9 protein-coding genes and 1 pseudogene are annotated in these 15550 nt (G+C 34.2%); all 10 read left to right on the top strand.

Annotated features, from left to right (window positions below; genetic code table 11):
* Positions 1-86 precede the first annotated feature (86 nt).
* The gene (locus tag AC3B6B_RS00050) at positions 87-1721 is read left to right on the top strand and encodes an SLAP domain-containing protein (RefSeq protein ID WP_489756675.1); all 1635 of its coding nucleotides are present in this window, start codon (positions 87-89) and stop codon (positions 1719-1721) included.
* Between the two features lie 534 nt (positions 1722-2255).
* Positions 2256-3122 (top strand): hypothetical protein, encoded by an 867-nt coding sequence (locus AC3B6B_RS00045; protein WP_489756674.1) that lies wholly within the window; start codon positions 2256-2258, stop codon positions 3120-3122.
* A gap of 1178 nt (positions 3123-4300) precedes the next feature.
* Positions 4301-5512, top strand: coding sequence for an SLAP domain-containing protein (locus AC3B6B_RS00040; protein WP_489756673.1), 1212 nt, complete (start codon positions 4301-4303; stop codon positions 5510-5512).
* A 616-nt stretch (positions 5513-6128) separates the two neighbouring features.
* Positions 6129-8381: a BspA family leucine-rich repeat surface protein gene (locus tag AC3B6B_RS00035; protein ID WP_489756672.1), complete on the top strand. Its 2253-nt coding sequence runs from the start codon at positions 6129-6131 to the stop codon at positions 8379-8381.
* Positions 8382-8674: 293 nt separating this feature from the next.
* On the top strand, positions 8675-10198 hold the full coding sequence (locus tag AC3B6B_RS00030; protein ID WP_489756671.1) for an SLAP domain-containing protein: 1524 nt from the start codon (positions 8675-8677) through the stop codon (positions 10196-10198).
* Positions 10199-10372: 174 nt separating this feature from the next.
* Positions 10373-11458, top strand: coding sequence for a glycoside hydrolase family 73 protein (locus AC3B6B_RS00025; protein ID WP_489756670.1), 1086 nt, complete (start codon positions 10373-10375; stop codon positions 11456-11458).
* Positions 11459-11649: 191 nt separating this feature from the next.
* Positions 11650-12549, top strand: coding sequence for a peptidoglycan recognition protein family protein (locus AC3B6B_RS00020; RefSeq protein WP_489756669.1), 900 nt, complete (start codon positions 11650-11652; stop codon positions 12547-12549).
* 165 nt (positions 12550-12714) lie between these two features.
* Entirely contained in the window at positions 12715-13509 is a 795-nt protein-coding gene (locus tag AC3B6B_RS00015) for a hypothetical protein (protein ID WP_489756668.1), read from the top strand.
* A 173-nt stretch (positions 13510-13682) separates the two neighbouring features.
* The gene (locus AC3B6B_RS00010; RefSeq protein ID WP_489756667.1) at positions 13683-14162 is read left to right on the top strand and encodes a sigma-70 RNA polymerase sigma factor region 4 domain-containing protein; all 480 of its coding nucleotides are present in this window, start codon (positions 13683-13685) and stop codon (positions 14160-14162) included.
* Between the two features lie 463 nt (positions 14163-14625).
* Positions 14626-15550: pseudogene (locus AC3B6B_RS00005) on the top strand (hypothetical protein); the annotation flags it as partial.

Raw genomic sequence — 15550 nt, 5'->3', positions numbered from 1 at the left:
TAAATATTTTTTTAATTATCATTATTAGTTGAAGTTTATGTTAGAATTCAATTGTATAAAAATTGGATTTTGAGGGGGATCTAATAATGAAATATTCCAAGTTATGGCAATCAGGAATGATTGCAGCGGCCTTAATTGCTGTTGCACCGCTTGCGGATACAGCAGTTAATGGTGTAGTGTTGCCAACAATTGTTCATGCTGAAGATAAAGACGATGACGCTACAAAGGCTGATGTGACAACAATTAATAATTTCGTGAAGCATTTTAACACTGAGCAAGTGGTATATTCTAAATCGCAATTACCAAACAATTTAGAGAGCTTTATTAATATGAGTGAACCAGTAAGTGTTTTAAATGGCAAGCCCGGGTTAGTTTATGAAGATGGTAAATTATCTGGGATGGCAGCACGTTATTACAGTGGCGATAAAGATAACGCCGATGCCAAAGCTTTATGGAAAATAGGTGACAAATATAGTACTAAAGTCACAGTTAATGTGAAAAAGAACGCTGACGATCAAGGCACTAATTATAATATGGATCCTGAAGCCAAACCTGATGAAGAAACCGATCAATTAAAGCAAATTGTCCAAGATTTAAAGGATAATGGTGGCCTAGTGACTGAAACAATCAAATTTGTAAAAAATACTGATTCTAGTACAGAAGTAGGCGATTCTATTGTCTTAAAAGCTAAAATTGTTGGCGGCAAAGAAGAGGATGCTGTTAACTTTGCTAATGCATTTTATTCCAAAGCTAACTATCGAGGTAGATCCGAAGATTTAACGCCTAATTACTTCAATCATAGTGGTGTTTTAGTTGGTAAAACTGGTGACGCTAATAGTGCTGGTTTATTGGAGAAGAATACCGATGGTACTTATAAAGTTCATGGTATGGCAGAAGATTTCTTAAAGACTGATCAGCAAGCAGTGTTGAAACAAATAGCGAATGATTATCCCGATTTAGCTGTGAAGGTAACTTATCAATATAAGGGTAGCGATGTTCCAGAAGATAAATTAGCGGATACCATTACGGATTTAAAGTCTAACGGTGGCGACATTACTGAAACTTTAACCTTGAATCAACCGGAAGTTGTGCAACCAAAAACGACCGATTCTACACAATTAGGTAACTCTATTAAATTAACACTTCATGTCGATAAGCAAGCAAGCGTTGACGAACCAGATGCTAATAAGAAACCGGATGCTGATAAAGACAAAGATAAAAATGACAATGATCAAAATGCAATTGTAGTGACTCACAGTATTTCTGGTGTGGTGACTGTGAAAAATGATGTTCCTGATGGTTACGTGCACTTATATGATGCTAACGGAACAATTATCTTAGATCGTGCTTTGTCAGCCGGAACTGCTTGGATTACTGATGGCAAGCGGACTTTGAATAATGGTCAAGTGATGTATAAGGTCTCACCAACGGAATATGTTTTGGCTTCAGATGTAAACTTTGGTGATAAGAAGTCAGCCTTTACGGAAATGGGTAGCGTCACAATTTCAAAAGAACGGGGAATTGTTGATGTGACTGCTCCGGGAGTTGTCTTCTTAAATACTTGGGAAGATGCAGGTCCTGGTTTCAAAGTTTTACCTAATCGAGCAGTGACAACTAATACACGGTGGTTCTACGATAAAAAGGCAAAAATTAATGATGCCACTTATTATCGAGTTGCCGGTTATGAATGGATTCGCGGTAATTACGTTAAAGTTGAATAGCATTAATTGATAATGGTGAATGTCGATGAGTTTACTCATCGGCATTTTTTTGTGGAACAAGACTTAAATTAGATTTATAAGTTTATATGCATAAGATCAAAAAAAATGGCTGAGCTAGATATTTAAGTGTAAGACACTACCCAATCCTGAAATATTATTAAACAGCGGGAATTTTTATCTGTATAAATTAATTTAATGTTTACACGATTTATTCAATTTGCTTTGGGCTTTATTCATGAAAATAAGCTATAAATGCAAACTTTTAGCCATTTATCGTCAACTGTATAATTTAAAAAATATGAAATTATTAAAAAGGTAAGTTTTATTTTTAACAAAAGTAATCATTTCTAATTGTATGTGTGAATACTCAAACTTTTAGTAGTATACTTTAAAAGTGTTAATGATACTAAATATTTATGAATTAGGAGTGGAGCTTGTGCTTTCGATGCTTTTGGTATATCACATAAGAAAGTACAGCTCTTACTTTTTCATAAGTAATAAATTTAATTGAAATACTTAGGGGGGATAATAGCAGTGAATAAATACAGTATTACTGATGATAAAAAGCAAATAATTTCTGAGTACAAAAAATATGATAATTATAAAGACGATATGGATGCGTTATATAAAATTTCTAAAAAATATCATATGAGTGTCAGCTGGTCGGTCTATATTATTAGTAGCGTGATTATTATTTTAAGTATATTAGCTAACAACGTTTTCAATCCAGCGTATGTTCTATTTAAATTTAAAGGTATAAGGGTAAACGTTTTAGGATTATCAACTTTTATATACTTCTTAACCGCAGGTATATTTTTGTTTTATGCTTGGATTTGTTTTCAAAGTTCAGAAAGGATAACTAAATTTGTTAATAAAAATTCAAATTTAAAGCCAAGTAAATACTGGAAATATTGGAAACATATAATTAAAATACCACACATTGGGAAAGTAATTTGCAAAAAAAGGATTAAGTATTTTGGTTTACATCAAGACATTAAGCAAATCTTGGATCAAGGTAATTTAATTACAGGCGATAATTATAATACGAAAAAAATTGTTGATTTTATAAATAGTACGATTAAAGCTAATAGACAATGGGAGAAAGAATATTTTCATTACGTGGGATTGATAATTACTGCTTTAGGTTTTCCATTAATATTAAAATTGGCTAAAAAAATGGGGATGTTTAGTATTGTTGTTCTTATAATAACGGTTATTTTTATCTGTTTCTTTACCTATATGGTTGGTGCTGATATACAAGATGTATTTGTTGTTGACAGTTATAAATATGATTGTGTGGTTGGTTTATTAGGAAACTATCGAAAGTTAGATAACATTATAGACCTAAAGGATGACGAAAAAGAATTAAAAAAAAACACTTTCTTTGGTTCAAAAAACTGAAATTAAAAATTAAACATAATAACAATTATAAATTGATGATTGCAGCTTTTATATTTGGGATTGGTAGTTGTTTTTCCTGTATTACTTAAAGTCATTGAACTCTTGAAATATTTTTTTAGTTTGAAATCTAGTTCTTTCTTTAATTCGAAATTTGGTTCCTTCTGGGGGTTAAAACCAGGTTCATTAATTCTAATTTATCAAATTACTATATTAGTTGTAGTAATGTTTATTATGATTTTAATGATTCTTGTACTAATCGCTAATAATAATTCTCCTAGTTATTTTGTGATAATTGCTATGTTTATTGTTGTTATAATTAGTTGTGCGCTTTCAACTGACAATCATCCCGGACTGGTTTTATTTTGGATATATATAATATTACTTTGGATAATATCTACGGCGATAGCATATTTATTGTTGAGAGCATTTTGGAAATTCTACTCCTGGTTAAAGTATGGAGATGATTATCTATCTGATTCTAAATATATTGTTCTTTCTAAAGATTCTAGTGATAACTTTAAAAAGCGAATGCAGTTATCTTTGACTACCTTAGGTAGTATATTAACTATAGCCTATACGATAGGTCAAATATTAAAAATATTCCACAAATAATGTTTTTTAGTTAGTAAAACGAACTATAAAAAATAATTTAGAATTAGTGATTCTTGTTCATACTTCTATGAAATGGGTTTAAATAACAAGAAAATCAATTTTTGATAAATCGGAGTTAAACTATTAATCCGATCTTTAATGAATAGTGGTTAGCTAATAATTCTTGAATAAGTTTAAGTAAGTCTGATGTAGGTCTAATTCACATTGGTTATTATAACCAATGTGTATCTTAATCAGGCTTTTTTATTTCAACTATTTATTTTTTAACTAGCACCACGCGTATTAATAATATATAAATAGCTCCGACATGGTAGTGACTTTCTTATTAAGTAAGTATTCCAGTTGGACTATTTATTTTTGTTATTTTCACGTGTATTTTCAAATGTTTGAACTTATTTGCAATGAGAAAAAAGTGATATAAAGTTATCATTAAATTATAAAAATGATTAAATTTCATGAAAGTGAGCATTATTTAACTAATAATGATATTTTTGTGCTACACTTAAATCGATAACTAGTTTTAGTATATAGGTTATAGTTTTTTAATTTATTTGGAGGTTTGAGAAATGAAAAAATCAATTTTTAAAAATTCAAGTATTGTAATCGCTTCTTTGTTAGCGGTTGCTCCAATTGCTAGTCAAGTACCTAATGTATTGGCAGATGTTGTTAGTTCAAATGATGTATTAACTAAAGATGCTGCTGCTGAACAAAGGAAGACAGATTTTACAAATAAATATAATGACGCTAAAACTGCCATTAATAATAGTACTTCACTATCTCAGGATGCCAAAGCTATGATGCTTGCAGGTCTTGAAAGTGAGTATAAGTCTGTGGTTGGTGGTGATATTGATGATGGTGACGGCGGAACGATTACTATGCCTAATCAATTAGCAAATGCTACTACTGTTGATGCTGTTAATGCCATTATCAATGATACAATGGCCGACTTCGATGATATCATTAATAGTGTTGCCAGTGGTAATACAGATCCTACTCCAGATCCAGCTGCAACTGCTGATCAAGCTAACACTGCAAAAACTAACGCATTAAACACATTGAACAGTACGTATCAAACAGCTGTCAATAAAGTTAAAGATTCTAATGCTAGTGAAACAGATAAAACTAATGCCAAAACTACTTTAGATCAATTACTGGCACAAGGGCAAACTGATATTAATGATGCGGCAACAGACTTAGATCTAACTGAGATCAGTGATACGTTAGATTCTTACGTTCAAAGTATTAATAATGTAGCGAAAGATTTTAACGCTAGTGATATTGGATATATTCCTGATATGAATACTACTTCAAGTGACAATTCTGTAGAAAGTAAACCAACAACTACTGATGCTAAAATTAGCGGTGTAGTAACTATCAACAATCAAGATGCTGTTGTTTATGACAAAAATGGTAAAGTTGTACCTTTAGTTTCGCTAGCTGCAGGTACAGATTGGAAAACAACAGAAAAATTAACATTAACTGATGGTCGTGTTTTGTATAAAGTTGCTCCTAATGAATATGTTTCAGGAGATGCTGTGACATTTTCTGACAAGAGTGCAGCTTCAATTGTAAAACAGCATGGTGTGTTTACTGTTGGTAATACACAAAGCGTTTTATATAAATTAAGTCCAGATGAAACTTTTACGGCAATTAACTTACGTTCAGTTGCAGCAAATACACCTTGGAAAGTTGACAAAAAAGCTACTGTTAATGGGCAAACTTATTATCGCGTGGCGGCAAATGAATGGATTTTAGCAAATACTGGCTCATTCAAGTAATATAAATTTTAGATTGTTTGATGTGACCCCCGAAGTTAGAAAAACTTCGGGGGTTATTTTATGTCTAAATTATCTAAGTGAAAAATTAGATTTTCCATTTATGGAAAGATGATGGTATTGATCAAAGAAATTATTCCTAAGCTAAGCTTTAAAAATATGACCTGATTTTATGATGCATATCATTTTGTTATCTGTATTAATTCTATAAAATTAAGTACACATTAAAAAGTGGATGATCTTAAACTTGTTAATTTAATTAGATTGCTTGAGTACTTTTTATCTCATTAAGATAAAATTATAGAAAATAAGCTTGTTGTTCTAATCATAAATCGTTAATGTTGAGGATTCTTATCCACTATTAAAGCTTGAAATTTAAAAAACGATAATTTAAAATAAATTTATTAAAGGTACTAATGATATTTATTAGTACTATCTCAGATAAATATGTAATTAGTATCTGCTTATAACTTTTTTGAGTTGTTTAATTAACTTTTAAAACTTTAGTAATGTAGTTAAATTACTGTAATTTTAATGATAAACTCATTGAACTTTAACTGTTAATTTTTATATTTGGGGAAATGTAAATTTGATTTGAGACGATATGAGGGGTGCTAGAATGAACTGTAAGTTTATTTATCGTTTGAAGTTAATTACGATGGCGTTAATAATTTTATTAATTGCTTTCATAAATTTGGAATGTGAGAGTAATGTGCAAGCTCAGGCTGGACAACCTGCTATTTTGGTACAGCGTGAAAACTCACAGTTGCAAAACCTTTTACATAATGGAGGACTGACACAAGCAGTTTTAAAACAGAAACAAACGAGTACTGATATTGATGTAAATAGCGTTACTAAAAGTTCAAGGCCAATTTCCTCTATATCAGTAAGTAGTGCGTCTACCATCCCTGCTTCTGATGCTTATCAGGCACCCACGGAATCAATATCTGGTATTTCAGGAACGTGCAAATGGGATATTAACACAGATGGAGTATTGACCATTCATAAAGGAACACTTGGAACAACCAAATTAGCAGATTTTAAGGTTTCTGATGCTATGAATCCAGGATTGAATGCTAACAATATTCGTAAAAATTATGTTAGCAATTTTGCTAAATATTTTCGAAATATTCAAACTGTTAAGATCGATCCTTTGGTTAAAGCGCCTACAGATGCTAGAATGCTATTTTGTGGATTAATTAATGTTAAAGATTTTGAGGGCTTGGATAATTTAGATACTAGTCAAACAACGATTTTAAATTATATGTTTGCCTATTGTTTGAGCTTGACCAAGTTGGATGTCGGTTCTTTTAAAACTGATCAAGTAACAGAGATGATTCGTCCATTTATTAGTTGTACTAATCTGCAAATTTTGAATTTAAGCGGTTGGAAAATGAACATACCTTATACTAATCAAGTTCAAAAGGATTATTTGCCTGCTGACGGTGACTACTCTTATAACTATTTATATAGTAGCGTGGATAATCCCAAGCTGTGGTGCTTAACGCTAGGAGCCACGGTTGGTCTTCATGCCTTTAATTCGGCAATAGATCTCTTGCCAACTCCTAGTGATGGTTCCACTATTCAAGATCAAAATTCCACTTACACAACTACTGGCAGATGGCAATTAGTTGCTGAAGGAACACCACATCATCCTCAAGGACAAGTCTTTAATAATGTTAAGGATCTACAGAACTTCACCGGCATGAACACTAGAAGTAGCAGCAGTAATCCTGAAACTTATGTTTTACAAACTAAAATAGTTAATCAGTCACCAGTTCTGACGCTTGATAATTCTCTTATGAAATATAGATATGATTATAAATATCCGGAGAAATTACCGGATTTTAATTTTTCAGGGACAGTTAATGATGCAGACAGTTCTAAAATAACTTTTTATTATTTAATCAGGACAATAAATGACCGGACTGCTATTCCGACAGCACCACCAACTGATCCTAAAAACAAATTACAGACTATTAATGTTACTCCTAACACGGATACACACTTTAATTTGACCATCCCTAACGATGAATTACATCGTGCTGACTTACAAACAATAGCCACGCCAGCATCTACGAATATGGACTATACTGCTTCTTATGCTGTGGTTATCTATGCAGTAGATAACGGTACTAAAGACTCTTCAGACAGTAGTGCAACGCAACAAACGATTAAAATTGCTCCCAATAGAATCAGACGCTTTCATTATTATGAAATAACTGCTAGTACCAAAAATGATTTTACTGATTTAGCGGTAGCTGCTGGATATCCAGATATTGCAATTGCTGGTCCTTATGATGATGTGGGGAAAACTTTTGATCGAAAGTCGACTTTATATGTTAATAATTCCGTCTATCAACTTGATAAGAACAAAACTCAGGATTTAAGTGGATATTTTGGATTATTACCTATTAACTATGATATGACTGGTAATTTTGTTGCATACGATAAAATAGGATCATTAACCTTAACGTCAGTGCCTACGCTGGATTTTGGGAGTGATACTGCTCCTGCTGTTAATCAATTACTTCCTATTAAGAAGATGACAGGGCAATTGTCAGTTTCGGATACTACTCAGAATAATAACTGGCAGTTGGACCTACAAGTAACCAAATTTGTTAATGATAAAGACAGTTCAATTAAATTGGATAATATTTTAAAATACAATTCGTTGCCAATTACTGCTGAAACAGGGCCTATTAACATAGAACACTATACTGATGGAGCAACGACTAAAGTAATTAGTGATAGTTGGTGGAATGCTGAACATCAACAAATTGGTGGGCCACAATTGAATCTTTCTCAAAAGCCTGTTAGTGGTCAATATAGCGCCAAAATTACTTGGTCCCTCAATAACGTTATTCAGTAATTAAAAACTGTTACAGTATAATGTATATTTGCAAGTTATGTTAATTATGTAACAAAAAAATTACAAATAGATTATATTCGCGTTTTTTTGATCAATATCGCTTGCAAAAGCTTATTTAAGAGTTAAAATAACATTGTTGGTATAAGATATTGGTTGTATACTATCTTTGATTATTGTGTGTCATGACGACTACCAATTACCATCATTTTTACACACTTTTACTAATCAAAGTAATTTGTGATATAATAACCATATCGTATAAATTATGATTAATTTGAGGAGGAATACCAATTATGAAGAAAACTTCATTAATGGGTGCAAGTGTTGTCGCTGCTGCGTTGTTAGCTGTTGCTCCAATTGCAGCACCTGCAGTAAGCTCTGTATCCGGTACACAAATTGTTAAAGCTGACGATACATCAGATTCACAATATACAGCTGTTTCAAATTATTGGAATTTATTTGGAACTTCTGCTACTAAAGATTTAGCTAATTCTAAAGAAGCAACTCAAGCTTCCGATGCTGCAAATGCTTTAGCTTCAGATGTATCAAATAATTCTCTTACTTTAGATAGTTTAGCAAGTGCAACTACGTTCAAGACTAAAGATGCTTTTTTGGCTGCTTTCCAGAAAGATTATAATGATGAAAATCTTCCCGATGGTGGTCCTGTTGCCAATATTGCTAATTATAAAGTTCGAGTTTCTCAAGTTTTGGATGCTAAAGGCGACATCACAGAAAATGCAAATGCTATTCAAGCAGTAGGGACTAATGGTGGTACTTTAACTGCTGTGTTTGATATTGTAAATCCTAATTCTGGTAAGACTGTTAAGTCACAAAAATTCACATTAAATGTTACACCAAAGGATAATAACGCAACTAAGTTATACGTTAATGCTTCATCAACAGCTAACGTAGTTAGTGGAACTAATATTGCTGATTATTCTATGGGTTACAATGCTGGTGTTACTTCTGTAGTTACTCCTGATGGTAAGGCTGTAACAGCTTTTGATAAAGGTGCTAATACTACTGTTGCTATTGAAAATAAGATTACTTTAGCGAATGGTAATACTGGTTCAGACTGGGGAGATAACTCCAATTTATATGATAACCCTAATACTTTCACTAAAGTAGTTAAAGATGGTAATGATACTAATGCTAATGTTGTGGCTGGTGCTACTAGAGCTTACCGCCAAAAAGTTACTTTGACATTACCAAAAGATGGTAGCTTAAATAACGTCAAGACAATCCATGTTAATGGTGAAGACTTGCCAGTTACAAACAATCAAGTTTCTTTCTATCAAGGTATTAACTTGACAGATGCTAACCAAGATTCTACACTTGAAAAATTAAATGGTGTAGTTACATTGAAGAGTGATGTTCCTGCTTCTCAGTTGTATGACAAGAACGGAAAAGCTATCAACTTACGATTTGCTGTTGGTAACGGTTCTCAATGGTATACAAATGGTAAGTTAACAATCTTAGCTACAGGTAAGACTTATTATAAAGTTGCTCCTAATGAATACCTTTCTGCTGATGATGTAGCATCATACACACCACGTGATAGTTCTTCAACATCTACATCCAATAGTGCAGCTGTTAAAGAAAAAGGTATCTTCACAGTTGATACTCATGTTATGCCTTATGTCAATCAATTAGGCGAATTAAAAGATGGTAAAATTTCACCTATCGCATTACGCAGTGTTCCTGATGGTTCACAATGGCGTTATGATAAGAAGTTGACTTTAGATGGTGTAACTTATTATAAAGTTGCTCCTAACGAATGGGTAAGTTCTACTTACGGTAAAGCCGTAGCTGAATAATTCGAATAAAACTTCTAGAAAAGTCTCCCTCAGGGGGGCTTTTTTTTGTTGCTTAATAATATCCGTGACGGTTATTAAATGTATGTTTTATTTTAGTTACAATTGATTGAATAACTTGCAATTACTTAGTGAAATCATTAGTATCAAAGTGTAATCAATTCTGGAGGGATTTTCTTGAAGAAAACATTCATAACTTCAACTTTAACAGCTGCTTTGTTAACTACTTCTGTTTTACCAAGTGTAGCTAATTTAACGCAAGCAGCTGACAATAACTCATCAACTATTGGTGATGAGCAGGTTAATTCAAAACAACAAGTAGCTAATAAGTCACAGGTTACTGATCAAACAGCGGCACAAGCAACACAAGCAACGCAAGATAGTGGTCATGCGGTTTCGACACAAAATAGTGATCCAACTGTTAGCCCAGTATCACCAGCAGCGACCCCGGCTATTAGCCCAAAAATGGTCACTGAAGGCACTTTTGCGACAACTAGTACTCAACAAGCCTTTATTCAGCAAATCGCACCTTATGCTCAACAAGCTGCTAATTCTCGTAATTTGTATCCATCAGTCATGATGGCCCAAGCCATTTTGGAAAGTGGTTGGGGAACATCGGCTTTATCCCAAGCTCCTAATTATAATTTATTTGGCATTAAAGGTAGTTATAATGGTGCTTCAGTGGATATGCCAACTTTAGAGTGGGTTAATGGCCAGTACGTTTCAGTTGATGCCTATTTCCGTAAATATCCTAGTTATTTGGAATCTTTTAATGATAATGGGGATAAATTACGTTATGGCGTCAGTTGGGATAGCTCCTATTACAGTGGTACTTGGCGTGAGAATACAACTAGCTATCGCGATGCAACAGCTTGGTTGCAGGGGCGCTATGCGACGGATCCCACTTATGCCAGCAAGTTAAATAATATTATCGACACTTATAATTTAACGCAATATGATAACACGGCTGCAGCTGATGCTACTTTACCAAATAATAGTAACTCGTCTAGTAATTCAAGTGGTGTTCCAGCCGAAGGACAAATTCAAACTTTTCGCCATGTTGTTCGAATTACTAATGTAGAATCATATGCTTGGATATATGGTGATACTGGTAAGAATATTCCATTACTTTACCTGCAGAAAAATACTGATTGGAAAACCGATAAAATTAAAACAATGAACGGACGTCAATATTATCGAGTTGCCGGAACTCCCAACGGTAGTCAATGGGTATTATCTAACGATACAACTATCATGCAATAATTTTTCAATTAATAAAGTATCATTAATTTTCTCCTAGATTGTGTATAATCTGGAGATTTTTTTATATAAAATTTGAATTTATGATTAATTACTGTATATCTTTCGTTTATGTTACACATTTGTTAAATCTATTGTTGGTTGATTTAATTCTTGCTAAGATATATATAGTATAAAGATAGAGGAGAAGTAAAATGATTAAAAGAAAATTAATGCTCATTTTAACAGCTTTAAGTGGGATTGTTTTTTTCTTTGGTTTTAACCAGCAACCAGCTCATGCTGAAACAATTAATGAGTACATCCAACGCAATAATATTCAACCAAGTAACATTCAACAGGTCAATGGGACTTTTGACCAGATGTTTGGCTATGAAAATGGCGTTGGTAAGCCTGAGGGGGTTGTTATTCACGAAACTGCAACTCAAGGGGCTACTGCTTGGGATGAAGTAACCTACTTCAACCGCGAATGGCAAACCGCCCAAACATATGTACATGCGTTTGCGGATGCGAACCACATTTTACAAATTCATAATACCGACTACGGTGTTTGGGGAGCTGGTTATTGGGCGAACCAACGCTTTATCCAAATTGAATTGTGTGAAGAAAACACTTATGATGGTTTTGCTCGTTCAGTGAATAATCAAGCTTACTTTACCGCTTATATGTTAAAGAAATATGGCTTGAAGCCATCCTTGGCTGATCATACTGGTAGTGGTACCATTTGGTCACATAATGCGGTTAATCAGTATCACCCTTCTGCTGGTGGTCATACTGACCCAATTGGTTGGTTTAGTAAATGGGGTTACTCCATGGATCAATTCTATCAATTAGTTCAATCTCAGTATGATAAATTGAACGGTAATACTGGTAACAGTAAAGATGGAATTGTTCAAATCAATAATTTAGAAGCTGATTTATTGCAAAAAAATTCTGATGGCAGTTTTAGCAAAATTCCTCTTCGAGCTTTAGCACCAAATAGTGACTGGATTTATAATAAGTCGGTAGAATATCAAGGAAATACTTATTATAAGGTTGCTCCTAACGAATGGGCTGTAAGTACTCAAGCAACAGTTTTACGCTATTCTACACACTAAACTATCATAATTATTTAAAGACTATTAGTGATTTTTTGCTAATAGTCTTTTTTTGTGATCTTTTTTACCAAAAAGAGTAGTCTTTTTAAGTAATTCGCGTTAAATTGTTATTGTTGCAACCGTTAACACGCGGCTGCTCCAATCATAAGGAAGAGGTATTGGGATATGAAAGATTACGATTTAACCAAAGTATCAGTGATGAATAAAGAGGTGTTAAAAACGGCGATTGCGCACCAACAATTACCCATTCGCCAGGAATTTCAATTAACGGCACAAACCATTGCTTTATTTGATTTACAAGGTCAAGCAGCATATCCAACCGTCATTTTTGACCGCCAATTGGGCTATTTTGGGCTTCGCCAAACGACTCGTCAAATTTGGAATAACTATTTTCACCAACATATCTTCGATTTGTACCATACCCGCCGCTTGATTCAATATCACGGGCACTCACGATTATTGGCGCTGTCCTTAGGTTCATTGGTGTATTTTCCATTAGGGGCGATTGGTCATGGCAACAGCGACTGGGTCGGTTTGCACGGGCAGATTGATTGTGCACAAGACCTTCAACACCAACAAGCAACTTTTTATGATGAGTCCGGACAGCAATTACAATTTACTTATAGCCGCCGGCATGATTTGTGGACGGCAATTCATCAAGCTGGCTTTTACGCGCAATATAATGTGCGGGCATTTGAACTGGCAGCTCAAGAGTTAGGCTTGGAACTTAAACCGATCGTTTGGAGTAGCTTATTGAAGCAGGTGATTAACTGTCACTGCTCCTTACATCGTCAATTACCAACCACATACTTAGAAGTTAAAGACTTTTTACAAAGTTTTCAGACCTGGTCTTTAACCCACTTATTAAAGGATCCCGACTTGGATTTAAATGAGCAATTGCAGCAAGAGCAACTGCGTTTTTGGCAAAGTAATTTACATGCGGCGCACTATTTATGGTAGTAATTGCGCCCGCGGTTGCAGATTAGTTGCGCACAACCAGTGGTAGTTAATTCAAAAAAATTGTGTTCAATCCTTTGGTAGTCGTGTTTAGTGCGTGTTTTATGGGAAGTTCAGACTTGTTATCTTAAAGCTACACAAGCGCTTGTGCAAACTTAAGATGGGAGTTTGAACTAGTGAAACATTCGTTACAGCAAGGTTTTGATTTAGCTTTAACTAATCAACGCTTAATTGGTGGCGCCTTGAAACAAGCTGGGGTTTGGCGCAATAATCTGAATTATGAAGATTATTTTCAGGATGCCTTAGTACTGTATGCCACGACGTGGGTCCAATTTGAGCAATCAGCTGGTCAATTTGCACCGTATATTTTTCAAAAGATTGTCTGGCGCACGCAAGATCAGTTGCGCCAAAGTCAGCGCCAGCAACATGAGTCGGTGGAAGAACTCTTTTATTTACCAGATCAGACGACCACGGCACTTAGCGACTGGCAGGTAGTGTTACACCAAAAGGCTCGGCAATTAGCACCGTTAGAACGGCAAGTCTTGCAAGCCTGTATTCTAGAAGTACCACTAACGCAATTGGCGAAACAAGTTCATAAAAGTCCGCGGTATTTACGTAAAATTCGCGCCCAAGTTCGTCAGAAATTAATATCATAAAGTTGATTGATTGAAAAAACACAACTAAAGTTCAGAGACGTTTGAATAACTTTAATTGTGTTTTTTTAATATTTTTCTAATAATTATCCTGCTTAGAATAACATAAATATTATTAAGGATTTTAAGATTAAATGAATTATGGTTTACTGACAATAAATACTCAGTTTGTTTGCCTTAATATCAAATAAAGTGATTTTTTAAAGGGGAAAATTTCATTGACTTGGTGAATTAATGAGCACTAAAATGGAGTATCAATTGTTACGTAGTAGTTGATGCACACACAGTTTATTGAACTTTTTTATAAAATAATTAATTATTTTTTGATTAAATGCTATAGCTAAATAAATTCTTTGATATCAAAGACACTGATAATTTGTATTATTTTTCAAGTAAATCTTTACTGGAAAAATTGTTTAATTTTGCATCGAGAACCATGAGAGATGCAGTGAGAATAGGTGTAGTGATGTTAAAAAGGCAAAAAGTTTTCCAAATTTTCATGGGTTTGGTAACTGTTAGTTTAGTGAGCATTATTTTATTTAATCAGCAAAGTTGTAATCCCACAGTGGTGGCTGCGCAAATTTCGTCATTGCTGCCTTGGACTAGCAAGCAACTTAGCAAAACGCCAACTGCCAGTTTGATGGCAACAGAGCCTTGGACGCGGATGAGTGAACCTGTATATAACTCGCAGGTTTATCAACCGGCAAACTTTCGCTTAACTGGTACGAGTACTTGGAATCCGCAGTCGAAAAGCTGTGATGTGGCGTTAAAGTGGGATGATTTGACAGCACCAGCGGCACCATATCAGCTTAATGGTGGCTATAAAGTTTATTCTTCATCAGCGAGTAATGCGAGCTGGTTGATGGAACCAATCAATTATGGCAAGCACCTCAAAGTTTTGAATGTGTATCCGGATAAAGGAAATTTTTTGAAAAAATGGCTTGCTGGCTATGATAAAGATCCCTCTGACGGTTCGAGTTTGTTAGATATCACTGAAGTGCCACTGACGACTTTTAATAAAAATCCCGATTATTATTTATATCAAAATCATCAAAATGGTGCTTATCAATATGATTCTCTTTTTTTTGGCTCCAAAGATAGCAATGGCAATCAAGATATTAGTGATGTGGCGGGCCAAGCTGTGACCAAGTTCGGGAATACGGGCCGCGCAGTGATTATTGGTCATGATGTTGTCGCAGGCAATCATTCGCTAGCACAACATGCTAACTTCAACAAATATTTAGCCGATAAATTAGGAATTCAAGTCGTGGCAGTGCCCGATGGGCAAGTGCAACCGCGGGTAGGCTCGACCAAAGTTAAATTTGTGAACGCCGGTTTTTTAACTGAGTATCCTAATGAATTACCTACGGATCAAGATTATACGATTTCCA

It is taken from the genome of Bombilactobacillus sp. ESL1197 (assembly GCF_058107145.1).
Note: the sequence above shows the minus strand (reverse complement) of the source record. Positions and strands in the feature narration are given on the sequence as shown.

Bases quoted from the DNA above. Each gene is read 5' to 3' on its own strand.
- AC3B6B_RS00050 (WP_489756675.1), top strand. From the start codon at position 87: ATGAAATATTCCAAGTTATGGCAATCAGGAATGATTGCAGCGGCCTTA.
- AC3B6B_RS00040 (WP_489756673.1), top strand. From the start codon at position 4,301: ATGAAAAAATCAATTTTTAAAAATTCAAGTATTGTAATCGCTTCTTTG.
- AC3B6B_RS00035 (WP_489756672.1), top strand. From the start codon at position 6,129: ATGAACTGTAAGTTTATTTATCGTTTGAAGTTAATTACGATGGCGTTA.
- AC3B6B_RS00030 (WP_489756671.1), top strand. From the start codon at position 8,675: ATGAAGAAAACTTCATTAATGGGTGCAAGTGTTGTCGCTGCTGCGTTG.
- AC3B6B_RS00020 (WP_489756669.1), top strand. From the start codon at position 11,650: ATGATTAAAAGAAAATTAATGCTCATTTTAACAGCTTTAAGTGGGATT.
- AC3B6B_RS00015 (WP_489756668.1), top strand. From the start codon at position 12,715: ATGAAAGATTACGATTTAACCAAAGTATCAGTGATGAATAAAGAGGTG.